Below are 25,156 nucleotides of genomic sequence, written 5' to 3'. Positions count from 1 at the left end.
GAGGCGAGGGGACGGCTGGAGTCCGCAGCCTCCCGCGTGGCATGGACGGCGGAGCCCAGGATACGGTCCGCAGCCGTATGAGCAGTTGGCGAACTGGTACCGAACGATCGGCCACGACGACGCCCGCCGGGTTCTCCTGGCCAAACAGCGCCACCGGCGCCGATCCCTGTCCCTGTCCGCGCGTGTCTGGGGGCATCTGCTCGATGTGACCGTCGGTTACGGAGGAGCCGGCCTTCGGCTGGGTACCGATCCTGCGCCGGCTCGTCGACCGGCGGCAAGTAGCCCTCTCCCACGATGTGTCAGACCGCGCCGCCTGCGCTCTCGCCCGCAGGCCGCTGTTCCCAGAGCGTCTCGCCTTGGACCTCCATGACGACGGTGCCGGAGTCGTTGGTGAGGGTGCCCCGGCTGCGGACCACGGCTGTGCCGTCGTCGCGGGGGCGGACCTCCATGATTTCCATGGAGCCGTGCAGTACGTCCCCGGGTCTGACCGGCGCTCGCATGCGCACGGGTCCGAGCTCTCGGCCGGCGATGAGGGCGGCACGCGACAACACCGCGTTCACCACAAGGCGTTGGAGAAGTGCGGCGGTGTGGAAACCGCTGGCGATGAGGCCCCCGAAGCGGCTCGCGACTGCGGCGTCCTCGTCCGTGTGCAGGGGAAGAGGGTCGAAGCGGCGGCCGAAGTCGAGGATCTCCTCCCTGGACACCTTGGTGCTGCCCAGCTCGAACACGGTCCCGGGGTGAAGGTCCTCGGCGTAGAGCACGGCACTCACCGCCGTTCCGGCGTCGATGCGAGCCGTGCGTCGTCGTGGCGGTGACGCGTGGTGTCCGGCACGGGGCCGGGCCCTTCAGGGTCCTGGTGTCGGATGGACCGGTTGATGTGCATGCCGTTTCGCATGCGGTCTCCGTTCGTGTACTTGTCGCGGTGGCTGATGACGGCCCGGTCCTCGTCCGTCGGGCGGGCCGGCCCAAGCGGTGTCAGTCGAGCTCCGTGACGAACCGCCAGAGCAGACGGCCGAAGGTCTCGACGTCCTCGTCCGGCCATCGGCCGAGCCGCTCCTCGAGGCCCTGGCGCTGGTTCTGCCTGACGCGGGCCAGGCAGGCGAGACCGGTGTCGGTGAGTTCCAGCAACTTGGTCCTGGGCCGCGACGGGTGGGCCACCCGTCGCAGCAGGCCGTCGTCTTCGAGCGCGGACAACTGACGGCTGACGGTGGACTTCTCCAGACCGTATCGCTCCGCCAGATCGGAGGCGGTCGGCTGGGGGAAGGCCCCCACGTACGAGAGCATCGTGTAGGCGACGAAGGACAGTTCGTCGTACATCCTGTTCTCGCGCACCTTGGCGTTGCGGGAGAACAGGATGATCGCCTCGTGGATCACGTCGAGGGGGTCGTCCCGTGTCGGCATGGCGCCATCCTTGAGTTGCGCGGAGCAACTGTCAAGGTTGTGTCGTACAACTCCCGTCCAGCTGCTGGACCGCGACCACCGAAGCATGCGCCCCGGCCACCAAGGGGACTCCCCGACCTCCAGCCCGGGCCTGTTCGCGCTACGGGTGACTTGTGCCGTGCTGCTCCTGGCCGTCGCCTCTTGACCAAGTCGCCGCTACGTCCCAGACCTCCTCCCTCACCACGGCGGAATGAAGCTGGAGAACAGCCCGGCGAGCATCGGCTACTGGGCCGGCTCGAGCGACAACGCCACCTGGTGGGTCCGCTTCGATGCCCCGGTACCTACAAGGTGGCCGCCACCGTGGCTACGACCGTCGCCTCCCGGCTCGTTCTGGACGCGGGCGTCGCCTCAGCCGCGGTCGTGGTGCCCAGCACCGGTTCCTCGTCTACCTGCACCACGGTCACCACCACGATCACCGTCCCCGAATCCGGCTACCGCACCGTCAGCCTGCGCCTGGACAAGTCCATCACCTGGCAGTCGGTCAACGTCCACGGCCTCACTCTCACCCCGGGTGCCGACGGCGCGCTCTCCCTGATGGCGGCCACCGCCACGCTCTCCGGCAGCGCGATCCGGCTGGAGAACGACCCGCCCGACATCGGTTACTGGACCAGCGCGAGCGCCACGGCCACCTGGACCGTGACGTTCCCGGCCGCGGGCACCTGTGCCGTATGAGCACGGGTCTCTTTCGGTCACGGCGCCACGAACCTCCGGCCGGGGCGACTGCATCACCGTCCAGCTCGGCTGCCCGCGCCGGGCCATGAACCTGCAGTGGGCCGACCTGAAGCTGTCCCGGTAACCAGGCCATCGTCCCCCGCGGGCCCGGAACGCCAGGCGGGCCCGCCTAAGACTGCGGCAACCTGTCACCCGGGCACCCCGGCTGCCGTCCCCGTCATACGCCCCCGGACCTCACCCATCCAGACTTTGTCCTGAGTGTGGAAAAAGAAGCGTCCAACTCCAACGTAAGTACTTCCCAGTCTGGAAAATCGTTGTTACGTTCCTCTTCAACAGCCTGACGGCGCAGTCGGTGCGGACAGGCGCCTGGATCCTCGGCCATGGGTGAGGGGAGGGGAGGGATCGTGCGACGGATGACTGCTCGACCTGAGAACGCGCATCAGGCGCGGCTGCTTCGTCTATTGCGTGACAGCGGCTCCAACTCTCGTGCCCAGCTCGGTGATCTGGTGGACCTGTCCCGCTCGAAGCTGGCCGTCGAAGTGGACCGGCTGCTGGAGACGGGGCTGGTTGTCGCGGACGGGCTGGCCCCATCGCGGGGCGGGCGGCGGTCGCACAACATCCGGCTCGCGCCGACGCTGCGTTTCCTCGGTGTCGATATCGGTGCCACCTCGATCGATGTCGCCGTGACGAATGCGGAGTTGGAGGTCCTGGGGCATCTGAATCAACCGATGGACGTCCGGGAGGGCCCGGTCGCGGTCTTCGAGCAAGTTCTGTCCATGGCGGCGAAGTTGAGGGCGACGGGGCTCGCGGAGGGTTTCGACGGTGCCGGCATCGGTGTGCCGGGGCCGGTCCGTTTTCCCGAGGGTGTTCCGGTGGCTCCGCCGATCATGCCGGGCTGGGACGGGTTCCCGGTCCGGGAGGCGCTGAGCCAGGAGCTGGGCTGTCCGGTCATGGTCGACAACGATGTGAACCTGATGGCGATGGGGGAGCAGCACGCGGGCGTCGCGCGTTCCGTGGGCGACTTCCTCTGCGTCAAGATCGGCACCGGTATCGGCTGCGGCATTGTCGTCGGCGGTGAGGTCTACCGTGGTGCGACGGGCAGCGCGGGCGACATCGGGCACATCCAGGCGGTGCCCGACGGCCGGCCCTGCGCCTGCGGCAACCAGGGCTGCCTGGAAGCCCACTTCAGTGGGGCCGCGTTGGCCGGTGACGCCGAGCAGGCCGCACGTGAGGGCCGGTCGGCGCAGCTCGCCGCCCGGCTGGAGGCGTCCGGGAGTCTGACGGCCGAGGACGTGTCGGCTGCTGCGGCAGCAGGGGACGCTGTGGCCTTGGAGCTGATTCGGGAGGGCGGGAAGCGTCTGGGCCAGGTCATCGCCGGGCTTGTCAGTTTCTTCAATCCGGGGCTGGTGGTGATCGGTGGCGGTGTGACCGGGCTCGGGCACACGTTGCTGGCCAGCGTTCGGACCCAGGTGTACCGGCAGTCGTTGCCGCTCGCCACGCGCAATCTGCCGATCGTGCTGGGGGAGTTGGGACCGGCGGCCGGAGCGATCGGCGCGGCCCGGCTCATCAGCGACCACGTCTTCTCGCCCGCCTGACCGCTGCCCGACCCCGTCGGCAACGGACCACCACTCACGCCACTGCACTCCCGTGGCGTCGCCACTACGTCAATGCAACCCCACTGGCGTCGCCCCACAACCATCACGCCTCGGTGACTCCAAGGCGCCATCACGACACCCGTAGAACAACGGCAACACCACCGCACCACCACAGCCGTGCCGTATTCATCGCTTGAAGTGCCGGCGGCCGGCTCCCAACACCCGACAGTTCCCAGGCCATTGGGCCTGCTCTGCCCTGCTCGGCCCCTACGCCCCGGCGGCACGCCGCCCCGGGCTTCCCAGAGCTGTCCACGTACCCGAACCACCCTGTCCGGCTCCGCTCGTTCACGGCCCGTACCCGCCGAGGGGATTCCTCATGGCACCACCATCACCCCTGCTCACCATGTCCGGTATCACCAAGTCGTTCCCGGGTGTTCGCGCCCTGGACGGTGTGGATCTCGAGGTTCAGGCCGGCGAAGTCCACTGCCTGCTCGGCCAGAACGGAGCCGGCAAGTCCACTTTGATCAAAGTGCTCGCCGGAGCGCACCAGCCCGACAGCGGTGAGATCACCTGGCGGGGCGAGGCCGTGACCCTGGGGTCGCCGATCGCCGCCATGCGCCTGGGTATCGCCACCATCTACCAGGAACTCGATCTGATCGAGGGGCTGTCCGTCGCGGAGAACGTCTTCCTCGGGCACGAGCCGACCTCCGCCGGGTTCGTCGTGCGCGGCTCAGCCGCCCGCACGGCGACCGCGGAGTTGCTGGAACGTCTGGGGCACTCGGAGATCGCCCCCTCGCGACTCGTCGGTGACCTGTCCGCGGCGCAGCAGCAGATCGTCTCCATGGCCCGCGCGCTGTCCCACGAGGTCCGGTTGATCGTGATGGACGAGCCGTCCGCGGCGCTCGACCCCGAGGAGGTGGACAACCTCTTTCGGATCGTGGGTGATCTGACGGCCGAGGGGGTCGCCGTCATCTATATCTCCCACCGCCTCGAGGAGATCCGGCGCATCGGCGACCGGGTCACGGTCCTGAAGGAGGGCCGGTCGGTCGCGGGCGGTCTGCCCGCCGAGTCGACGCCGACCCAGGAGGTCGTGTCCCTGATGACCGGCAGGAATGTGGAGTACGTCTTCCCCGAGCGCCCCGAGACGGGGTTCGCCACGGGGAAGGACCCGGTGCTGACGGTCGAGGGGCTCACCCGGCGAGGGGAGTTCGCGCCCGTCGATCTGGAGCTGCGGCCCGGTGAGATCGTCGGTCTGGCCGGGCTCGTCGGATCCGGCCGCAGCGAGATCCTGGAGACGATCTACGGGGCTCGCAGGCCCGACGGCGGCCGGGTCCTCGTCGAGGGCACACCGCTGCGCCCGGGAAGCGTCCGCGCGGCCGTCCGCGCCGGCATCGGCCTGGCGCCCGAGGAACGCAAGGCGCAGGGCCTGCTGATGCTGGAGTCCGTCAGCAGCAACGTCTCGGTCTCCACCCTGTCCAGGTTCGCCCGCGCGGGCTGGATCGACCGGCGTACCGAGCGGGCCGCGACCCACCAGGCGGTTCGGGAACTGTCCCTGCGCCCGGACAATCCCGATGCCGCGATCAGGACCCTGTCCGGCGGCAACCAGCAGAAGGCGGTCCTCGCGCGCTGGCTGTTGCGGGGCTGCAAGGTGCTGCTGCTGGACGAGCCGACCAGGGGTGTCGACATCGGCGCCCGGGCGGAGCTCTACGCCGTGATCCGCCGGCTGGCCGACGAGGGCCTGGCCGTACTGCTCGTGTCCAGTGAGGTGCCCGAGGTCCTGGGTCTGGCCGACCGGGTGCTGGTGCTGCGTGAAGGCAGCGTCGTGCACACCGCGGACGCCCGGGAGCTCGACGAGCACCGTGTACTCGATCTTGTGATGGAAGGGAGCCCGACGCCATGACGCAACCGGCCACCGCGGCGCAGAAGCAAGCGCCGACGTCCGACGCCAAATCCGCCGGGGACCAGGGCAGTTCACATCGACCCGGGCTGCGGTGGGACGTGCGCACGCTGTCCCTGCTCGGAGTCCTCGCCGCCCTCGTCGCGGTCGGCGGGATCACCGCGCCGGACGAGTTCCTGGCGACGAGCAATCTGCAACTCGTCCTGACCCAGGCGTCCGTGATCGGCGTCGTCACCGTCGGCATGACCTTCGTCATCACCAGCGGCGGGATCGACCTGTCGGTCGGCGCGATGGTGGCCCTCGCCTCGGTGTGGGCGACGACCGTGGCGACCCAGGGGTTCGGGTTCGCCGGCATCCTCTTCACCGCGGTGATCGTCGGTGTGGGCTGCGGCCTCGTGAACGGCCTGCTGATCGCCTACGGCAGGATGGTGCCGTTCATCGCGACGCTGGCCATGCTCGCCTCGGCCCGTGGCCTGGCGTTGCAGATCACGGACGGCAGTACCCAGGTCGTGAGCGTGGACTCGGTCCTCGATCTCGGCGGCAGGGACGCCTACGTCCTCGGCATCCCGCCCCTTGTCCTGATCTTCGGCGCGGTCACCGTCATCGGCTGGCTGCTGCTCAACCGCACCACCTTCGGCCGCCGCACGATCGCGGTCGGCGGCAACGCGGAGGCCGCCCGCCTCGCCGGCATCGACGTCCGCCGCCAACGCCTCTACCTCTACCTGCTGTCCGGACTGTGCTGCGGCATCGCCGCCTTCATGCTGATCGTGCTCGCCGGCTCGGGCCAGAACACCAACGGCAACCTCTACGAGCTGGACGCCATCGCCGCGGCGATCATCGGCGGCACCCTGCTCAGCGGCGGCCGCGGCACCATCATCGGCTCGGTCCTCGGTGTCCTGATCTTCACCACGATCACCAACATCTTCGCCCTGAACAACCTCGAGACCGCCGTCCAGCAGATCGCGAAGGGCGCCATCATCGTCGCCGCCGTCCTGGTCCAGCGCCGCTCGTTGCACGGCGACACCTGACGCCGTACCGCACACCGCCGGACGGCGGCCCCTGACCCCGCCGTCCGGCACCCCTGCCTTCCCCAACCGACGTACACCGCCCAGTCGAAGGGTCGATCCGCCATGGCAAGAACCCCCGCCACCAGCCGCAGAGCGCTGCTGTTCGGCACCGCAGCCGTTTCCGCCGGCGCGTTGCTGACGGCCTGCACCAGCAATGAGCCCAAGGACCAGGAACCGGCCGCGGACAACGCCGCCCCGGTCGCCGACGACAAGCCGGGCAAGGCCGTCACCATCGGCTTCGCCGGCCCGCAGGCCGACCACGGCTGGCTGAACGCCATCAACGACAACGCCAAGTCGCGTGCGAAGAAGTACTCCGACGTCACGCTGGAGATCACCGAGGGGTCCAACGACACCGCCCAGCAGATCGGCCAGATCCAGACCCTGATCAACAAGAAGGTCGACGTCCTGGTGATCCTGCCGGCCGACGGCAAGGCCCTCACCCAGGTCGGCCTGCAGGCCATGAGGGCGGGCATACCCGTCATCAACCTGGACCGCGTCTTCGCCTCACCGCAGGCCTACCGGTGCTGGATCGGCGGCGACAACTACGGCATGGGCCTCAACGCCGGCCACTACATCGGCGAACAGCTCAAGGACACGAAGAACGCCAAGGTCGTCGAACTCGCCGGCCTCGACAACCTGGAGCTGACCCAGCAGCGCACCAAGGGCTTCGACGACGCCCTGAAGAACTACCCGAACATCAAGAAGGTGGCCCGCCAGGCGGCCGACTTCACGGTGGAGTCCGGGCAGGCGAAGATGGCGCAACTGCTCCAGGCCCAGTCGAAGTTCGACGCGCTGTGGAACCACGACGACGACCAGGGGGTCGGCGCGCTGCGGGCCATCGAGCAGGCCGGCCGCGACGACTTCCTGATGGTCGGCGGCGCGGGTGCCAAGTCCGCGATGGACGCCATCAAGGCAGGCGACAGCGTGCTCAAGGCGACCGTCCTGTACCCGCCGACGATGGCCGCCTCCGCCATCGATCTCGCCCGGGCGCTCGGCCAGGGCAAGGGCGTCGGTGGCCTCGCCGAGTTCGAGATCCCGTCCTCACTGACCCTCTACTCGGCCGTCGTCACCAAGGACAACGTCGACCAGTACCTGCCGACCGGCTTCATCTGACCGGTCCGGGCCGTGCGCCCCGCGAACACAGTGATGAGTCAGTGACACTCCGACGAGGAGGAATCCGTATGGAACAGAGGGACAGTCGGACGGCACCGCCGGGACTCGGCGTGGGCATGGTCGGCTACGCGTTCATGGGCGCCGCGCACTCACAAGGGTGGCGCACCGTGGGGCGCGTGTTCGACCTGCCGCTGCGGCCGGTCATGGCCGCGATCGCCGGCCGCGACGCGCACGCGGTGCGGATGGCGGCCGACAAACACGGCTGGGCCGCGACGGAGACCGACTGGCGCGCCCTCATCGCCCGCGATGACGTACAGCTCGTCGACATCTGCACACCGGGCGACAGCCATGCGGAGATCGCGATCGCGGCGCTGGAGGCGGGCAAGCACGTGCTGTGCGAGAAGCCGCTGGCCAATTCGGTCGCCGAGGCGGAGGCCATGGCCGCGGCCGCCGAAGCGGCCCGTGCGCGCGGGCAGTTGGCGATGGTGGGCTTCAACTACCGGCGGGTGCCCGCCCTCACCTTCGCCCGCCGGCTCATCGCCGAGGGCAGGCTCGGCACGCTGCGCCACGTGCGGGTCAGCTACCTCCAGGACTGGCTGGTCGACCCCGACTTCCCGCTGACCTGGCGGCTGCAGCGGGAGCACGCGGGGTCGGGGGCGCTCGGTGACCTCGGCGCGCACATCGTCGACCTCGCGCAGTACCTGGTGGGTGAGCCGCTGGTCGGCGTCTCCGCCCAGATGGCAACGTTCGTCAAGGAGCGCCCCCGCCTCGACGGCGCCTCCTCGGGCCTGTCCGCTTCCGGCGGCGCCCGGTGCGCTCCGGTGACGGTCGACGACGCGGCCGTCTTCACCGGCCGGCTCGCCTCGGGGGCGCTCGCCACGTTCGAGGCGTCCCGGATGGCCTCGGGGCGCAAGAACGCCCTGCGGCTGGAGATCAACGGCGAGTCCGGTTCGCTCGCCTTCGACCTCGAGCGGCTCAACGAACTGTCCTTCCATGACCACCGGGAGCCCGCCGCCACGGCGGGGTTCCGCAGGATCGTCGTCACCGAGGCCGAGCACCCCTACCTGGAGGCTTGGTGGCCGCCGGGCCATGCGCTCGGCTACGAGCACACCTTCGTCCACCAGGCCCGTGACCTGGTCGAGGCCATCGCGTCGGGCACGGACCCGGTGCCGTCGTTCGCCGACGGGCTGCAAGTGCAGCGGGTGCTCGCCGCGGTGGAGGAGAGCGCGCAGAAGAACTCCGTCTACACCCCTGTCCAGGCCGTCGAGGCCGAAGTCCGCTAGAGAGCCGTCAGGATCCCCGCTCGGAGGCACCATGCCACGCCCGTTCACCCTGTTCACCGGTCAGTGGGCCGATCTGCCGCTGGAGGAAGTGTGCCGACTGGCCGCCGAATTCGGCTACGACGGCCTCGAACTCGCCTGCTGGGGAGACCACTTCGAGGTCGACAAGGCGCTTGCCGATCCGTCTTACTTGGCCGGGCGGCATGCCCTGTTGGAGAAGTACGGCCTCAAGTGCTGGGCGATCTCCAACCATCTCGTCGGCCAGGCCGTGTGTGACCACCCCATCGACGAACGGCACCAGGGCATCCTGCCCGCCCGGATCTGGGGCGACGGGGAGCCGGAGGGGGTACGCCGACGGGCCGCGGCCGAGATCAAGGACACAGTGCGGGCCGCGGCCGCCTTCGGCGTGGACACGGTCGTCGGGTTCACCGGATCGTCGATCTGGCATCTGGTGGCGATGTTCCCGCCGGTGCCGGAGCGGATGATCGAGCGCGGTTACGAGGACTTCGCCGAGCGCTGGAATCCGATCCTGGACGTGTGCGACAGCGAGGGTGTCCGCTTCGCCCACGAGGTCCATCCGAGCGAGATCGCCTACGACTACTGGACCACGCAACGGGCGTTGGAGGCGGTGGACCGCCGGCCGGCCTTCGGCCTCAACTTCGACCCCAGCCACTTCGTCTGGCAGGACCTGGACCCGGTCGGCTTCCTCTACGACTTCCGGGACCGGATCTATCACGTCGACTGCAAGGAGGCCCGCAGGCGTCTGGACGGGCGCAACGGCCGGCTCGGCTCCCATCTGCCCTGGGGCGACCCGAGGCGGGGCTGGGACTTCGTCTCCGCCGGGCACGGTGACGTGCCGTGGGAGGACGTGTTCCGGATGCTGCGTTCGATCGGTTACGGCGGGCCGGTCTCCGTGGAGTGGGAGGACGCCGGCATGGACCGTCTCGTCGGCGCGCCGCGTGCGCTCGCCCATCTGAAGCGGTTCGACTTCGACCCGCCGTCGGCGTCCTTCGACGCTGCCTTCGCGGGCGGCGACAACTAGCGCTCCTGGCGCATGTCGGTTCAGCCGACGCGTAGTTGAGGCGTCGGCGGCCGTATCCGCCTTCCCGTGACCTGGTGAGAGCCGGCCGGGTCGGTGCCCGGTGGCGGGTGAGCCACCGGGCCGGTCCGGGCTGCCCCGGCTCCACTTTGTCCTGATCAAGGAAAAAGTTCGTCGCTTCAGCGCGCAAAGGGTTCCGGTCGAGGACGAACGGGGCTACGGTCCCTTCGTGCACAAGCACCACACAGTGGTTCGAAACTGACGCCGCATTCAGGTCGCACGGCGCACGGTTCGTGCGACCGGCCCCGGAGGACGTCCCTGCACGGCGCAGGGTGACGAGCCCTCAGGTATCCCGCAGTTCTCACCGGCGGCCACTCGCCGCCCCCGCGCACGCCGTAACCGCGCCGAACACGGAGGAGTCCTCCAGGGCCGCGGCCGAAGCCGCCCCAATGCCGGCGGTGGACGAGCAGGCCCCCGGGCCCCCGATCCACCGTCCTCCACACCACATCGGTACCTCGACATGGCAGGGAGGCAGCCCGTGAACAACGACGGGACAGCATCGGAGCCCCAGACCGGCGGGCCGACCGCACGCACCGGTGTCTGGTTCGTCGGAGCCCGCGGATCGGTGGCCACCACCGCCGTCGCCGGATGCGCGGCGGTCGCCGCCACCCTGCATCCGCCGACCGGCATGGTCACCGAAACGCCACCGTTCGACGGCACCGGCCTGCCGCCCCTGACCTCACTCGTCTTCGGCGGCCACGACACCACCCACTGCCCGCTGCCCAAGCGGGCCGAACACCTCACCGAAGCGGGCGTCCTCCCGCACGGCCTCGCCCCCGCCGTGCGGGCCGAACTCCAGGCCGCGGACGAGGAGATACGGCCGGGCGGTCCGCTCCCGAACGACCCGCGCAGCGACGAGGAACTCATCACGGACTTCGCCGCCGACCTCACCTCGTTCCGCGAGCGCAACGCACTGGCACGGGTGGTCGTCGTCAACGTCTCCTCCACGGAGCCGCTGCCCGCGCCCGACGCCGTACGACTGCCGCCCAGCTCCCTCTACGCGGCCGCCGCCGTGCGAGCCGGCTGCCCCTACGTCAACTTCACACCGTCCACCGGGCTGCGCACCCCGGCCCTCACAAAAGCCGCCGCGGCAGGCGGACTTCCCCACGCGGGCCGTGACGGCAAGACAGGCCAGACGCTGCTGCGGGCCGCGCTCGCCCCGATGTTCGTCCAGCGCGCCCTGCCCGTACGGGCCTGGTCCGGCACAAATCTGCTGGGCGGAGGCGACGGCGCGGCGCTGGCCGACCCGGGCGCGGCCGCGGCGAAGAACGCCGGCAAGGAACGCGTCCTCGCCGAAACGCTCGGGCACACACCGCAGGGTGAGGTGCACATCGACGACGTGCCGGTGCTCGGCGACTGGAAGACCGCCTGGGACCACATCGCCTTCGAGGGCTTCCTCGGCTCGCGCATGATCCTCCAGACCATCTGGCAGGGCTGCGACTCGGCCCTGGCCGCACCGCTCGTGCTGGACCTGGCCCGCCTGGTCGCCCGCGCCCACGAGGCGGGCCTGTCCGGTCCGCTGCCGGAACTGGGCTTCTACTTCAAGGACCCCGACGCGGGCCCGGCAGGGCTCTCGGAGCAGTTCACCGCACTGCTGTCGTTCGCGGACCGCCTGCGGGAGGCCCAGTGATCCGCTCCCTTCCGTCCCAAGGCGCCGGCCCGCGAGAAGCCCCGCATGCGCCACCGGCTCGCCGTCGTCCCCCATGACCCTTCACGCCCGAGCGGCAGCCACGCCCGCCTCCCTGCGAGCGACGACGAAAGTCCGCTCCTCCTTGTCTCCACCCCCCGCGCAGTGTCCGGCCGCGTCGCGGCCACCGCAGTGAAGTCCCTTCTCCTACGGCTCGCCGGCCTCGCCTGGGACGGCGACGTCAGGCATCCGCAGCACCGCGACAACGAAAGTGAGAACCCCTGTGACCGCGTTCAACGACGAAGCCGTCACCAGCGACGACCTGCGCCGCGCACTCGGCGTCAGCCGCCGCCGTTTCCTCACCACCTGCACGGCCGTCACCGGCGCGGCGATCGCCGCCCCGGTCTTCGGCGCCGCACCCGCCCTGGCGCAGGACAGATCCGCGGCCGCCGGCGATGACCGGGGCCGATCCGCCCTGGTCCCGCCGCACAAGCGCGGCATCATCCTCTACACCGTCCGTGACGCGGTCGGCCGCGACCCGCTGGCCTCCGACCTGCCCTCCGGCTTCCGCGAGGTGTTCAAGCAACTGTCGCGCTTCGGGTACCGCCAGGTGGAGTTCGCCGGATACGGCCAGCACGCCAACGCGCCCGGCGGCGCCGACCTGGGCACCGTCCAGGGCGCGAAGCTGCTGCGCTCCTGGCTCGACGAGTACGGGCTGCGGGCGCAGGGCAGCCACGGCTTCATTCCGCCGTCCTGGCCCCTGACGACGGCCGACCTGGACACCTTCAAGCGCTGGCTGGAGATATCCAACATCCTCGGCATGGAGCACATGGGCACCGGCGCCGACCCCGTCAACACCCCCTATCGCGCCGACTGGGACGCCGCCGCGCAGAAGTGGAACACCCTGGGCGCGATCGCCCGCCGCGAGGGCGTCAAGCTCTACACCCACAACCACGACAGCGCCTACGACTTCCTGCTCGACGGGGGCCCGCTCGACGACCAGGGCCGGCCGACCCGCAGCTCCGGCATCCGCAAGCTGGAGTACTTCCTGAAGACGACGGACCGCAAGAGCGTCTACCTGGAGCTCGACGTCTTCTGGGCACACGTGGCCCAGTACAAGTTCCACACGTACACGGCCCACGACGGTTCGCAGCGCAAGGACGTCTTCGACCCGGCCGCACTCGTGGTCCGCAACACCCAGCGCTTCCCGCTCTTCCACGCCAAGGACGGCGTCGTCAACCTCCAGAGCGGCCTGGGCTACGACATGGTGCCGTTCGGCACGGGCGACATCGACTACCGGAAGTTCTTCACCCGGGTCGGTGCGAAGAACTACCACAACCCGATGGTCGAGCAGGACAACGCACCGAGCACGAGTGTTCCCGGCCAGTCCCTGGACTTCGCCCGCATCGGCTACGGCAACCTCGCGGCCCTGCGCGCCTGCAACTGACGGAGCGTCACCCGTAGTGCCCGCCCGGCGCTTTGGCGTCGGGCGGGCCCCCGGGCCTGCCCGAAACGCCCCGAAACCCAAGGCGAACTTTCCTCGAAAAGGTTGAAACTTTGTCCTTGACGAGTTGAAAGTGTGCGCCCTAGCGTCCAACTCACGCATTTCGCCTGGCTTTTCACCCGCCGGCCAGACCAAAGGAGTTCTGAGTGCGCAACAGACGGATCGTCACCCTCGCGGGGGCGGCTGCGCTGGCCGGAGCCGTCGGGCTCCTGCCGCTCACCCCGGCACAAGCCGCCAAACCGGACCCCGCACCTCCGGCTTCGTCGGACTTCCAGAAGGTCACCCTCAACGACCGCCCGGGCGAGCCCATGGCCCTGGCCGTCCTGCCCGACCGGCGGGTGCTGCACACCGCGCGCACCGGAGAGGTCCGCATCCACGACCCCAAGAGCGGCGTGAACTTCCTCGCCGCCGACATGAAGAAGAGCCCCGCCGGGCTCTACCAGCACGACGAGGAAGGCGTGCAGGGCATCGCCGTCGACCCCGGCTTCGCCAAGAACCGCTGGGTCTACCTCTACTACTCGCCCCGCCTTGACACCCCCATGGACGACCCGGCCACCCCGGGCGTCAACGAAGGCGACGCCCCGCAGTTCGGCACGGCCCAGGAGTTCGCCAAGTACAAGGGCGTGACCCGGCTGTCACGGTTCAAGCTCGTGGGCAACAAGCTCGCCTACGCCACCGAGCAGAAGATCCTCGACGTGCCCGCCGACCGCGGCATCTGCTGCCACGTCGGCGGCAAGATCGACTTCGACAGCAAGGGCAACCTCTTCCTGTCCACCGGCGACGACTCCAACCCGTTCTCCTCCGACGGCTACGCCCCGATCGACGACCGTGCCGACCGCAACCCGGCCTACGACGCGCGGCGCACCGCGGGCAACACCAACGACCTGCGCGGCAAGGTCCTGCGCATCAAGACCAAGCCCAACGGCGGCTACGCCATACCCAAGGGCAACCTCTTCGCCCCGGGCACCGCGAAGACCCGCCCCGAGATCTACGCCATGGGCCTGCGCAACCCGTTCCGCTTCGCAGTGGACGACAAGACCGGCGAGGTCTATGTCGGCGACTACTCGCCCGACGCCAACAGCGCCAACCCGGGCCGCGGCCCCGCCGGCCAGGGGCGCTGGATGGTCATCGACCGCCCCGCCAACTACGGCTGGCCGTTCTGCGTGACCCCGGACATGCCGTACCAGGACTACGACTTCGCCACCCAGACCTCCAGCGGCGCCTTCAACTGCGCCAAGCCGGTCAACGACTCGCGCCACAACACCGGCCGCAGCGAGCTGCCCCCGGTCGAGGACTCCGAGATCGTCTACGGCTACGGAGCCTCCGCGGAGTTCCCCGAACTCGGCACCGGCGGCATCGGCCCCATGGGCGGCCCGGTGTACAGCTACGACAAGCACAACAAGGCCCAGAACCGCTGGCCCCAGTACTTCGACGGCAAGCCGCTCTTCTACGAGTGGACTCGCGACCAGATGAAGGCCATCACCCTCGGCAAGAAGAACGAGGTTCTGAAGATCGAGGACGCGATCCCTTCGATCACGACGGACGGCCCGATCGACGCCGAGTTCGGCCCCGACGGCGCGCTGTACGTCCTGGAGTACGGCACCGGCTACTTCGCGGAACTGCCCGAGGCCCAGCTCTCCCGTATCGACTTCACGCGAGGTAACCGCACCCCGGAGCCCAAGGTCGCCGCGGACGTGGTCAACGGCACCAGCCCGCTGACGGTCCAGTTCTCCAGCGCCGGCACGAAGGACGCCGACGGTGACGCCCTGCGCTACGCCTGGGACTTCGACGCGGACGGCACCGTGGACTCCAGGGAGGCCAACCCGAAGCACACCTTCACCGACAACGCCGTCTACGACGCCACGCTGAAGGTCACCGACAGCACCGGGCGTTCGGCCTCCGCCTCCGTTTCCGTCGTGGTCGGCAACAAGGCGCCCACCGTCTCGCTCACCACCGACCCGGCCCCGCACGGCGGCACGCCGTTCCACTGGGGCGACACGGTCACCTGGCAGGTCACCGTCACCGACGACCAGCCGGTGGACTGCTCCAGGGTCAGCGTCTCGTTCATCCTCGGCCACGACTCGCACGGCCACCCGCTCTCCACAAGCAACGGCTGCTCCGGATCGTTCGTGACCTTCGTGGACGGCGGTCACTCCGGTTCGGACAACCTCAAGGCGGTCTTCAACGCCACCTACACGGACTCGCCCCCCGACGGCCTGCCGTCCCTCTCGGGCAGCGCCGAGGTCGCCCTGACACCGGCCGACTGATCCAACGCGACGACACCGCAGCGGGGCGCCACCATCGGCGCCCCGCTGTCGGTCAGGCGGTCCAGAGACGGACCACGCCGTCGTCGAGCCGCAGGAACTGCCGGGCACCCGGGTGGTAATGCGTGGGGGAGAAGCCGGCAACGGTGCCCAGGAGCTTCCCCTCAGCCGGATCCCATATCGACAGATCGGTGTCGCCACCACTGAACAGGTGAGTGCCGTCGCTGAACAAGCGGCCGGTCGGGCCCTCGAACGCAAGCAGTTCCACGGCCAGCGGGCTGCGCGGTTCACTCTGAACGGCTCGACTCGTATCGAAGATCCGTGCCCCGGACGGCACGCCATCGTAGACGTCACTGATACCCACGACGGCGACCCGGGCCGAATCGATCCAGGTCATGCCATGGTTCCAGGCGTCGCCCCGGTCGCAGACATCGAGTCGGCTCGGACCGTCCTCGGACTCCCAGACATTTCCTTCGACCCAGGGGTCGAAATCCCACACCACAGGGAACCCGACCGGATGCCACACCCAGCCGTCGTCCAGGACCCGCTTCCCATCAGGGCTCATGTACAGCGCGCCGTGGAAGTAGTCGAGATCGTGTTCCGGCGCCGGGATCGAGCGGTCGGTCAGCAAGGCCCCCGTTCGCGCGTCCGACACATCCAGGCGGTTCCAGCCCGTGCGGTGGATCACCACACAACGCCCGCGACTCTGCGCGAACTCCAGTGAGAACGGCACTGTCTCTTCGTTGTCGCCCTGGTTGTCGCCATGGTTGTCCAGTTGCAGGGTCCAATCGCCGGTTTGGAGGTCGACCACCTCGCCAAAGCGGCCGAAGTCGTTGACCACCGCGGCGAACATGCCGTCGTGGGAGGCGTGCAGGTGTCTGCGGAGCTCGAAGTCACCCCATGTCTCGCGATCTTCCTCCGGAACCTCGGTGGCCGCGAGGGTCTCGTGATCACCGCTGGCCACGTCCCACCGGCCCACCATGCCGTCCTCGCTCAGCGTCAGCCAGATGGGCCGATCGCGACCACGCACGGGCGCCAGGTCGATGACAGCACCCAAACGCGGTGGCACCGGAATCTGACTGACGGCGTCGCTCCTACCGATCATGGTTGCCCCCCGCTCCCCAAAACCGAGGCGACAGCCTATCCGGGCAGGACTCACCGCCGGATACGGGCACCCATGGCCCAGCGGCATCCTGGGTGCCGAATCCCTCGCACGGCAGGCACCTACTAGGTACCATCGGGTGTATGCCATCCCTGAACGTGTCGTTCACCGACGAGGAGCTCGAAGGAGTCCGCGCGGCCGCGGCCGCCGACGGCAAGAGCCTCAAGCAGTACCTGCATGACCTCGGTGTCCGGGAGATGCAGCGCAGGCAGTTCATCACGGGCGCGAGCCACTGGGCCGATCGGCTGCGCGGGGAGTTCGACGACGCCTTCCCCGACGACGTGCCGCCCGCCGAGCGCCCGGGCGGAGCCACAGCCGCCTGATGCACCTGCACATCGACGTCTCCTGGCTCCTCGACGTCCAGGAGGCCGCCCTCGGCAATGACGAGGACATGTCCGTCGCGGACTACTCCGCCCTGGTCGCCGCCGTCGCCCGGCACAAGACCAAGCTGCCCACCCTTCAGGCCGCCGACCCGGACGCCGCATGGCGCGCCGCGGCGCTCATGCACACCATCGTCCGTCTTGAGCCCCTCCCGTACCGCAACGGCCTGTACGCCGCGTTCGTCACCGCCCAGTACATGAGCCAGTCCGGCGAGGGCATCGACCCGCCGTACGGCGCCCTGTCCGATCTCGTGCGGAAGATCCGCGACACCCGCCTGCGCGTTCCCGAGGTCGCGGACCAACTGCGCTCCTGGAAGATCTGACCGGGGGCACAGGGGTCAGCCGGGGCAGCGGCGACGCCGTTCGGACCCCGTCGGCGTGTGAGCTACTGGGTCAGCTGGGCGTACATCGCTTCGAGGTCGGCGGACAGCTGGGACTTGACCCAGCGGGTGGTGTCGTCGGCCAGTACCTCGTGGGCCCCTGCCTCGATGCCGTCGAGTGCTGCCACGGCGATGTCGCGGGGGTCGGCCTTGGGCGCGTCGACGCCTGAGGTCATGTCGGTGTCGACGTAGGCCATGTGGAGTCCGGTCACCGCGATGCCGCGCGGCTGCAACTCCAGGCGCAGGGAGTTGGTCTGCGACCACAGGGCGGCCTTGGAGGCGCCGTAGGGCGTGCCGTCGGCCAGCCAGGACAGGACGGAGTGGGCGTTGAGGATGTGGCCGCCGCCGTTGCGCTCGATGATCGGCACGAAGGCCCGGGTGACCAGGAGCGGCCCGTAGAAGTTGGTGTCCAGGTCCTGGCGCACGTCCTCCATCGGGGAGTCGAGGTACGAGGCGCGTACGGAGGCACCGGCGTTGTTGATCAGGATGGTGACGTCCTGGGCCTGCTCGGCAGCGGCTGCCACGGATGCCGGGTCGGTGGCCTCGAGCGCCAGCGGAACGGCATCGGGGTGGGTCACCGAGCGCGGGTCACGGGCCGTGGCGTAGACCTTGCCGGCTCCGCGTGCGTAGAGCTCCTCGACCAGCATCCTGCCGATGCCGCGACTGCCCCCGGTGACGAAGACGCTGGCGCCCTTGATCGTTGTCATGACTGCCTCCATGAAGAAGAGAAACCGATCGGTTTCCATTACCGTAAACCGATCGGTTTTCGTGTGCAAGTCCACTGAGCCGGAGGTCCACACAGGGGGGCGGGTGCGGCTCTCCTTATGGGGCCGGAACCACCGGGAGGACGATGTGGGACGGCCGGGCGGGGTCGTGGAAGAGCTGTTGCCGGGCGGTGCGGGCCGTGGTCGCCTTCTCCTCGGGCTCGCCCGTGTTGAGGTTGCGGTCCCAGCGGGGGAAGTTGCTGGAGGTGACCTGGACCCGGATCCGGTGCCCCGCCCTGAAGACGATGCTGGTCGACCACAGGTCCACGACGTGCTCGGCCGCCTCGCCCGGTGTCGCCGCGCGCACCCTCACGATGCCGACCGTCACATTGAGCGAGACGCCGTTCTCGTCGACGTCGCACAAGCGGGCCACCCAGTCGGTCGAGGGGCCGTCCGTGGCGGCGAACAGCACCGCCCGGACCCGGCCGGTCACCTCGACGTCCTCGGCGAGTGGTGCGCTGGTGAAGACCAGGACGTCCTCGCGCGCCTCCACGGCCGCCTGGTCGAGGGGGCCGGGACGGAACTCGTCGGTGTTCAGGAGCCCGCCTCCCATCAGGAGCGCGCCGCCCGTGGTCGGCACCGGGTCCATCGGGTCGTAGATGAACCGATCGGCCTGCTCGGCGGCGGGTGGGGGCTCGGGGGTCAGGTGTCCGTCGGCGCACAGGTGGAAGTCCGTGTCCACGGCCCGCGACAGGGGCCATTCCGTCTCCTCGCGCCACTGGTTGACGCCCATGACGAACAGCAGCACCTTGCCCGTGTCCGGCTCCGGAGCCTCGCCGCCGCCTTCGCCGAGGAGCCGCCGGAACCAGTCGAACTGCATGTCGTGCACGCGTCCCCGCATGCCCATGAAGTCGGAGTTCGCGCCGAACCCGAAGTTGACGTCACCGACGACGTGCCGCCAGTTGGTGTGGCTCCACGGGCCCATCACCAGCGTGGCGGACCGGCCGGCCCGGCGCATGGCGGTGAAGTTGTCGAGCGTGCCCTGGCCGAAGATGTCGAACCAGCCGCCGACCTGGAAGGTGGGCAGCTCGACCTCGCCGTGCCGGCCCGCGACCCGGCAGGAAGCCGCCCACTCGGGCTCGCGCCGGGAACGCTCGTAGCCCAGCTCGGGCAGGTCGTGCCGGGCGAACGCGGGAAACCGCCCGGCGGGCAGCTCCCCGTAACCGCCGCTCGCCAGGCCGTCGAAATCCCGCACGAGCCCGGTGACGCCGCTCACCAGCCCGTCCAGATCGGTGGCGTGCCGGCGCATCAGCGTGTCGGCACCCTGCAGAAGCGACCAGGGCACGGTGAGGCCGAGCTCGATGGCGCCGCCGCGCGTCCACAGACCGTCATCCGGGTCGGACCAGGTGATCATCGGCGCGATGGCCTTCAGCTCCGGCGGCTTCGACAGCGCCGCCATCCACTGGGTGTTGCCGAAGTAACTGCCGCCGATCATGCCGACGGAGCCGTTCGAGCCGGGCAGTGCGGCGACCCACCGCACGGTGTCGTAGCCGTCGCTCTCCTCATGGGTGAACGGCTCCCACTCGCCCTCGGAGGCGAACCGCCCACGGGTGTCCTGCAGAACGACCATGAAACCGTGCCTGGCCGCGGCCAGAGGGTCGAGTACGACGCCCATCATCGGGGTCTGCTTGCCGTACGGCAGTCGGGCCAGCAGCACCGGCCACGGCCCCGTGCCTCCGGGCCGGTAGACATCCGCGCGCAGCACCGTGCCGTCACGCATCTGCGTCGGAACGTCGAACTCGATGCGTATCTCCGTCATGCGCCGCTCCCTTGCGTCCTTCGTCCTGCGGGGTGCTTGAGTGCGGGCAGGTGTCAGCCGGCCAGCTGGTTCATCTTGCGGATCTGCTTGTCGAAGACCTGAGCGGGAGCGACGCGGCGCAGTATGCGCGCGCGTCCGGCGAGGGGGCCGGCGGCATAGCGCAGTTTCGGTTTGGCGTCGGTCGCTGCCGCGACGATCGCCTTGGCGACGACAGTGGGGGCGTCGCCGTCCCTGACCGCGTCCGCCATCACGCGGTCGACGGTGAGCCGCTGCTTCGCGTAGGCGTGCAGCGGGGTGTCGGGCTTCGCGCTGTTGGCCTCGAATCCCGTCCTGGTGTAGGCGGGTTCGACGATGAGCGCCCGGATGCCGTGGTCTCGGACCTCGTGGTCCAGGGACTCGGTGTAGCCCTCGATCGCGTGCTTGGAGGCGGCGTAGGCGGCCATGTAGGGCTGGGGCAGGAACCCGAGGACGGACGAGATGTTGATGATGCGGCCGCGTCGCCGGGCGCGCATGTGCGGCAGGACCTCGTTCACCATGCGCATGACCCCGAAGACGTTGATGTCGAAGACGGCCTGGGCTTGTTCGAGGGAAGTCTCCTCGGCCGCGCCCATCGAGCCGACGCCGGCGTTGTTGACCAGGACGTCGATCCGTCCGAACCGCTCGCTCACTTCCTGGACCGCGGCGGTGACCGAGGCGTCCTCGGCCACGTCGAGGCCGACGAACGTCACGCCGTCGAGCGGGGTGACGCGTGAGGTGTCACGGCTTGTGCCCACCACGTTGAAACCCGCTGCGACCAGCGCGAGCGCGGTTTCCTTGCCGATGCCGGAGGAAGCGCCGGTCACGAGTGCCACTGGCCGGTTCGTCGTCATCATGACTTCCTGACTGGTGCAAAACTGATCGGTTTTCTCTCACCGTAAACCGGTCGGTTTCCATGTGCAAGCCTGTCTGCCACACTGACGACATGGCCAGGACAGGTGCACAGGAGAGGCGCGAGAGCGTCATCCGCGCGGCGATCGCCGAGTTCGCGCTCAAGGGGTACTACGGCACCTCCACCGAGGCGATCGCCCATCGCGTCGGCGTCACGCAGCCATATCTGTTCCGGCTGTTCCCGGACAAGAAGGCGATCTTCGTCGCCGCTTTGGCGCGGGCCATGGAAGAGACCCGGCTGGCTTTCGAGCGGGCGGTCGGCGGGGTGGAGGGCGGCGAGCAGACCCTGCGTGCCATGGGGGAGGAGTACGCGCGACTGATCTCGGCGCGCCCCGAAGTACTCCTGATGCAGATGCAGGGATACGCCGTCGTGGCGGGCGCCGAGGCGCGGGGCGATGATCAGTTGGGTGAGCTCGTCCGCGCCGGCTGGATGAGACTGTGGGAAACCGTGCACCTGTCACTGGGCGCCGATGTGCACGAGACCACCGGCTTCCTCGCCTGTGGCATGCTCGGCAACACCCTCACGGCCATCGGGCTTTCGGCCGACGGTCGGCAAGCGGGGGCCTGAAGCCCCGGGTGCTGAGCCGGATGCCGGGGCGGGATGCCCGCTCCTGAGCGCTTCGGCCGCCGAGCCTGCTCGAGGACGGGGTGCGGGGGGCCTCAGCGCATGTCCGCCGCATCGAGCAGGGTGGTCACGGTGGGGGCGATGAGCCCGGTCAGGTCGTCGGCCTGGATTCCCGCGCGAGCGCTGGCGCCGTCGAAGACGAGGATGAGCTGGCGGGCCAGCAGTTCGGGATCGCTCGCACCCCCCTGTTCGGCCTCGGAACGGAAGAAGGCCGTCAGGTTCGCCTTGATCTGGTGGGCCACCTGGCTCGCGGGGTGCGCCTGGTTCTTGAGCTCGACCTGAATGGCCAGGTATCGGCAGCCCCGGAAGTCGGGCCTGCCCGCCTGCGCCTCCATCCGGCCGAAGACGTGCAGAATCCGCTCGCGGGGTGAGCGGTCGTCGTCCGCCATCGGCAGCAACTCGGCAACGAAGTCGGACGCGCGCTCCTTCAGGCTCGCTGCCAGCAGTTCGTCCTTGCTCTCGAACAGCTGGTACATGGAGCGCTTCGACACTCCCGCCGCCTTGCACAGCGCCTCGACGCCGATGCCGACACCGTCTCGGTAGGTGAGCGTGGCCGCTGCCTCCAGCAGCCGTTCTCTGGGGCTTGGCTTCACTTCGGTGGTCATGCCACGAGGTTAACTCGAATCGAGGGGAATTGAGACCGATCGGTTTACTCGAGGGTGTCGGGCTGGCCGTCGAGGCCGTGCGGACGCCTCCAGGCCAACGAGAGGCGGCTCGGCGACGGCCCTGGGGGGAAGGGCCGTCGCCGAGCCTCGAGGATGCGCGTCCCGTGTCCACGGGGCGACGCGCATCGGTCCCGTTCCGAGCAGTGGTCGCCTTCCTCGGTGCGTCGCGTTGGCTACGCGGGGACGGCGGCCGTCTCGGGCTTCGTCTCGGCCGGGATGCGGTGCAGCCCCTTGCGGTCGTACCACCCCAGCACGCCGAAGCCGAACAGTGCGGCCATCACGAGACCGGCGGCCATCATCACCCAGCCCCGCGTCAGACCCGCGTCGCCCTGGGCGTCGTAATAGAGGATCGAACGGATGCCGCCGGTGATCTGCCGCAGTGGCTCGAACTCCGCGAGGAAGCGGTAGAAGCCGGGCAGTGCCTGGAGCGGAGTGGTGGCGCCGGCTGTCGGTACCGCCATCCCGATGAAGACCAGAGTGACCACCAGCATGCCCGGCGTACCGAAGACGGCCAGGAGGGTGAGCGCGCCGATCCCGGAGACCGCGATGGCGCACACCGAGTACAGCCACAGCAGCGGCAGATGGGCGGCGTCCATGCCCATGAGGCCTACCGCACCCACCATCACCAGGGTTCCCATCACCAGGGACAGAACGGCCATGAGGGTGCTGCTGATGGCGAGGGTCTGCACCCGGGTGGCCCGGATCAGCGGGCCCATGTCGTTGTGCGTGTAGCCGAGGGCGTGGTCGACCTGGCCGCTGATGACATTGGCGGAGAGCATGCCGCAGACCACGAGGACGAGCGCGTAATAGAACGCCGTCAGGCCCAGGCCGCTGTGCGAGCCGAGAGGATGGCCGTCCTTGACGGTGACGGCGACCGGGTCGGCAAGGAGCAGGCGGGCCGCCGCGGGCAGTTTCGCCTGCCCGGTCCCGCTCTGGACGGTCAGTTCCCTGCCCGCCTGGAGCGAGGCGTTCTCGGCCGCCTGCGTCGTCGCCGCCCGAGCCAGGCTCGATCCCACGCTGCCGGCGGACTGGTTGGTCAGCACTGTCAGCGTCGGGCGGGCGGGGGTCCCGGTGGTCCCGGCGCCGGTCAGCGCGGTGGCGGACGAGGTGAAGTCGGCCGGGACGACGAGTGCGCCGTACAGCTTGCCCTCGCCGAGTTCGTCTTTCATCTCCTTCTCGTCCATCACCTTCCAGTCGATCTTGTCCCCGCTCGCGGTCGACTTCTTGATCGACTCGGTGATCCGGTTCCCGAGGCTGACCTGCTTGCCACCGACGACGGCTCCCTTGTCGGTGTTGACCAGGCCGACGGGCAACTTGGCCATGTGATCGACCGGGTCGATGTTCGCGCCGACGTAGAAAACGGCGAACAGCAGGGCGAGTACGCCCGTGATGACACCGTTCGCGATCCACAGGGGCTTGGCGCGCAGGACGCGGAAGGGGTGAATGCCACTCATGACGTACGTGTCTCTCGGTCGGTGGACGCGGAAGGTTTCGCCGGGGGCTGCCAGCCGCCGGTCACTTCCTTGACGGGCTTGTGCGGGAAGCGGCGCCGGGCGTACTCCTGCGCGTGGGACCCCGGCAGGACGTACAGGGTTTCCTTCTTGTCCTGGAGCGGCCGCAGCACGGTGTCCATGAACGACTTGCGGTCGTCCAGGTAGGGGCCCAGCACGTCCTCGCCGGCTGGGCATACGGCGAGGCAGTAGCCGGACTTGTAGCCAGGGGGTGAGGACAGGCTCTGCCACATGGAGGCGTTCTCGGAATCGGTGACCCGGGAGCGGTAGTCGGCGGCGTCCTCGCTGTCGGCCACCGTCTGCGCCCAGTCGGTGAACCCGCTCATGAACTCCCGGTAGTTGTGCGTGGTACAGGCCAGCGCGTCGAAGGCGCCGTCCTTGGCGATGGCGCCGACCGGGCAGGCGGCGACGCACAACTTGCAGTCGATGCAGGGGTTGTAGTCCAGCTGCTGCCCGTAGGCGCTCACCTCGGCGTCCACCAGGACGGTGGCCAGCAGGACGAAGCTGCCGAACTTCGGGTGGATGACATTGCGGTGCAGGCCCATCACGCCGAGCCCGGCGGCCACCGCGACCGTCTTGTGCGCCACCACCCAGATGCGCCCGGGGAAGCGGTCCATCTCCTGGGGGAAGCCGACCGACGGGTTGAGGGCCCGGTAGCCGGCGTCCTGGAGCGCCTGGGTGACACCGCGGGCGGCGTGGTTGGCCTTCTCGTCGCTCTGGTGGAACTCCTGGTTGGCCACGCTTCGGGCGGGGGAGCGGCAGTTGTCGCGGTTCATTCGGATCGCCATCGCGATCAGGGTGCGGGTGCCGGGCAGCGCGGACTGTACGTGCTCGCGCTCACCGGCCAGGTCGGGGTGGTCAAGGCTGACCGCGGCCGCGTCGTCCGCACCGGCCGCCAGGCACAGCTCGCGCAGCCATTCCGCGTCGATCACCGCCGGCGGACTCACCGCGGTACCGGCCCTGCGCCGAGCCAGTACCGCCTGTACCGACGGATGGGCGGCCAACTTCGCCGGAAGCCGGGGAGCCGGGGCCGTCGGTTGCCCCTCGGCGTCGCGCGCGCCAGTCATCCGTACTCCTGGGGATTGGGGGGTCGAGACTCGCCCTCACAGCGAGAAACCGATCAGTTTCACCACCGTAAACTGATCGGTTTCCGCGCGCAAGCCCGAGCCGCGAGCCGTGCCGACCGGCGTCGAGTGGGCGTTCTTACCTCAAGGCGCGCCAACGTCGGCTCGGCGCAGGGGGGTTGGCGGCGCGATGGTGATCGGAGGGGGGCCGGTCCGCGAGCTCGGCGCGGCGGGTCTCGCAGTGCACGTGGCGGGCGTCTGGGGGCCCGGGAGCCGAGATCGTCCCGGAGCTCGCGCGGGCGATCCCTGCCGCTGCGGCCAGGGCAGGCGTCGCCCTGTATGCCGCCCGGCGAGGTGCGGC

At 69.5% G+C, this 25,156-nt stretch carries 22 protein-coding genes and 1 pseudogene; 14 read left to right on the top strand and 9 right to left on the bottom strand.

Annotation, left to right across the window (positions count from 1 at the left end; all coding sequences use genetic code 11):
- Positions 1 to 299: 299 nt before the first annotated feature.
- Both ACIOHP_RS30825 and ACIOHP_RS30820 read right to left on the bottom strand, forming a co-directional pair.
- Positions 300 to 770, bottom strand: a complete 471-nt coding sequence (locus tag ACIOHP_RS30825; protein ID WP_401892563.1) for a MaoC/PaaZ C-terminal domain-containing protein — start codon at positions 768 to 770, stop codon at positions 300 to 302.
- 205 nt (positions 771 to 975) lie between these two features.
- Positions 976 to 1,401: a MarR family winged helix-turn-helix transcriptional regulator gene (locus tag ACIOHP_RS30820; RefSeq protein WP_401892560.1), complete on the bottom strand. Its 426-nt coding sequence runs from the start codon at positions 1,399 to 1,401 to the stop codon at positions 976 to 978.
- A gap of 339 nt (positions 1,402 to 1,740) precedes the next feature.
- Between ACIOHP_RS30820 and ACIOHP_RS30815 the strand changes: the two genes are divergently transcribed.
- The 11 genes and pseudogenes from ACIOHP_RS30815 (at position 1,741) to ACIOHP_RS30765 (ending at position 15,561) form a co-directional block, all read left to right on the top strand.
- Positions 1,741 to 2,112 (top strand): hypothetical protein, encoded by a 372-nt coding sequence (locus tag ACIOHP_RS30815; RefSeq protein ID WP_401892559.1) that lies wholly within the window; start codon positions 1,741 to 1,743, stop codon positions 2,110 to 2,112.
- Positions 2,113 to 2,525: 413 nt separating this feature from the next.
- Complete coding sequence (locus ACIOHP_RS30810) at positions 2,526 to 3,707, top strand: ROK family protein (protein WP_401892929.1); 1,182 nt, start codon at positions 2,526 to 2,528, stop codon at positions 3,705 to 3,707.
- A 376-nt stretch (positions 3,708 to 4,083) separates the two neighbouring features.
- Positions 4,084 to 5,607: a sugar ABC transporter ATP-binding protein gene (locus ACIOHP_RS30805; RefSeq protein WP_401892557.1), complete on the top strand. Its 1,524-nt coding sequence runs from the start codon at positions 4,084 to 4,086 to the stop codon at positions 5,605 to 5,607.
- Positions 5,604 to 6,632 (top strand): ABC transporter permease, encoded by a 1,029-nt coding sequence (locus ACIOHP_RS30800; RefSeq protein WP_401892554.1) that lies wholly within the window; start codon positions 5,604 to 5,606, stop codon positions 6,630 to 6,632. Before ACIOHP_RS30805 ends, ACIOHP_RS30800 begins: the two co-directional genes overlap by 4 nt.
- A gap of 102 nt (positions 6,633 to 6,734) precedes the next feature.
- Positions 6,735 to 7,784, top strand: a complete 1,050-nt coding sequence (locus tag ACIOHP_RS30795; protein ID WP_266883459.1) for a substrate-binding domain-containing protein — start codon at positions 6,735 to 6,737, stop codon at positions 7,782 to 7,784.
- A 68-nt stretch (positions 7,785 to 7,852) separates the two neighbouring features.
- On the top strand, positions 7,853 to 9,067 hold the full coding sequence (locus tag ACIOHP_RS30790) for a Gfo/Idh/MocA family protein (protein ID WP_401892552.1): 1,215 nt from the start codon (positions 7,853 to 7,855) through the stop codon (positions 9,065 to 9,067).
- Positions 9,068 to 9,098: 31 nt separating this feature from the next.
- Positions 9,099 to 10,106, top strand: coding sequence for a sugar phosphate isomerase/epimerase family protein (locus tag ACIOHP_RS30785; protein WP_361556400.1), 1,008 nt, complete (start codon positions 9,099 to 9,101; stop codon positions 10,104 to 10,106).
- Between the two features lie 535 nt (positions 10,107 to 10,641).
- Positions 10,642 to 11,793 (top strand): inositol-3-phosphate synthase, encoded by a 1,152-nt coding sequence (locus ACIOHP_RS30780; RefSeq protein WP_401892551.1) that lies wholly within the window; start codon positions 10,642 to 10,644, stop codon positions 11,791 to 11,793.
- Positions 11,794 to 11,814: 21 nt separating this feature from the next.
- A pseudogene (locus ACIOHP_RS30775) lies at positions 11,815 to 12,015 on the top strand (alkaline phosphatase family protein); the annotation flags it as partial.
- A 58-nt stretch (positions 12,016 to 12,073) separates the two neighbouring features.
- Complete coding sequence (locus ACIOHP_RS30770) at positions 12,074 to 13,237, top strand: sugar phosphate isomerase/epimerase family protein (protein ID WP_401892550.1); 1,164 nt, start codon at positions 12,074 to 12,076, stop codon at positions 13,235 to 13,237.
- A 203-nt stretch (positions 13,238 to 13,440) separates the two neighbouring features.
- Positions 13,441 to 15,561, top strand: coding sequence for a PQQ-dependent sugar dehydrogenase (locus ACIOHP_RS30765; protein WP_401892548.1), 2,121 nt, complete (start codon positions 13,441 to 13,443; stop codon positions 15,559 to 15,561).
- Between the two features lie 52 nt (positions 15,562 to 15,613).
- Here ACIOHP_RS30765 and ACIOHP_RS30760 read toward each other — a convergent pair whose 3' ends face one another.
- Positions 15,614 to 16,663 carry a hypothetical protein gene (locus ACIOHP_RS30760; RefSeq protein ID WP_401892546.1) on the bottom strand — a complete coding sequence of 350 codons (1,050 nt, stop codon included), beginning with the start codon at positions 16,661 to 16,663 and terminating at the stop codon, positions 15,614 to 15,616.
- A 140-nt stretch (positions 16,664 to 16,803) separates the two neighbouring features.
- Between ACIOHP_RS30760 and ACIOHP_RS30755 the strand changes: the two genes are divergently transcribed.
- Together ACIOHP_RS30755 and ACIOHP_RS30750 are read left to right on the top strand one after the other, a co-directional pair.
- A complete protein-coding gene (locus tag ACIOHP_RS30755) occupies positions 16,804 to 17,043 on the top strand; it encodes a hypothetical protein (protein WP_307021980.1) in 240 nt (79 codons plus the stop codon).
- A complete protein-coding gene (locus tag ACIOHP_RS30750) occupies positions 17,043 to 17,423 on the top strand; it encodes a toxin Doc (protein ID WP_361556415.1) in 381 nt (126 codons plus the stop codon). The genes ACIOHP_RS30755 and ACIOHP_RS30750 overlap by 1 nt, the downstream gene beginning before the upstream one ends.
- Positions 17,424 to 17,485: 62 nt before the next feature.
- Here the strand turns inward: ACIOHP_RS30750 and ACIOHP_RS30745 are convergent, their stop codons facing one another.
- The 3 genes from ACIOHP_RS30745 to ACIOHP_RS30735 form a co-directional block, all read right to left on the bottom strand.
- A complete protein-coding gene (locus ACIOHP_RS30745) occupies positions 17,486 to 18,187 on the bottom strand; it encodes an SDR family oxidoreductase (RefSeq protein ID WP_361556418.1) in 702 nt (233 codons plus the stop codon).
- A gap of 115 nt (positions 18,188 to 18,302) precedes the next feature.
- On the bottom strand, positions 18,303 to 20,003 hold the full coding sequence (locus tag ACIOHP_RS30740) for a CocE/NonD family hydrolase (protein ID WP_401892542.1): 1,701 nt from the start codon (positions 20,001 to 20,003) through the stop codon (positions 18,303 to 18,305).
- A gap of 53 nt (positions 20,004 to 20,056) precedes the next feature.
- On the bottom strand, positions 20,057 to 20,872 hold the full coding sequence (locus ACIOHP_RS30735) for an oxidoreductase (RefSeq protein WP_401892926.1): 816 nt from the start codon (positions 20,870 to 20,872) through the stop codon (positions 20,057 to 20,059).
- A gap of 92 nt (positions 20,873 to 20,964) precedes the next feature.
- Here ACIOHP_RS30735 and ACIOHP_RS30730 point away from each other — a divergent pair, with 92 nt between their 5' ends.
- Positions 20,965 to 21,498: a TetR/AcrR family transcriptional regulator gene (locus tag ACIOHP_RS30730; protein ID WP_401892540.1), complete on the top strand. Its 534-nt coding sequence runs from the start codon at positions 20,965 to 20,967 to the stop codon at positions 21,496 to 21,498.
- 92 nt (positions 21,499 to 21,590) lie between these two features.
- Here ACIOHP_RS30730 and ACIOHP_RS30725 read toward each other — a convergent pair whose 3' ends face one another.
- From ACIOHP_RS30725 to ACIOHP_RS30715, 3 genes are all read right to left on the bottom strand, one after another.
- A complete protein-coding gene (locus tag ACIOHP_RS30725; protein ID WP_401892538.1) occupies positions 21,591 to 22,160 on the bottom strand; it encodes a TetR/AcrR family transcriptional regulator in 570 nt (189 codons plus the stop codon).
- 233 nt (positions 22,161 to 22,393) lie between these two features.
- Entirely contained in the window at positions 22,394 to 23,674 is a 1,281-nt protein-coding gene (locus ACIOHP_RS30720; protein ID WP_401892535.1) for an SNG1 family protein, read from the bottom strand.
- A complete protein-coding gene (locus ACIOHP_RS30715) occupies positions 23,671 to 24,798 on the bottom strand; it encodes a 4Fe-4S binding protein (RefSeq protein WP_361556433.1) in 1,128 nt (375 codons plus the stop codon). The genes ACIOHP_RS30720 and ACIOHP_RS30715 overlap by 4 nt, the downstream gene beginning before the upstream one ends.
- Between the last annotated feature and the right edge of the window lie 358 nt (positions 24,799 to 25,156).

Origin of the sequence: Streptomyces sp. NPDC087859 (assembly GCF_044742595.1) — a bacterium.
GTDB lineage: Bacteria > Actinomycetota > Actinomycetes > Streptomycetales > Streptomycetaceae > Streptomyces > Streptomyces canus_F.
This window is presented reverse-complemented; position numbering and strand designations above follow the sequence as displayed.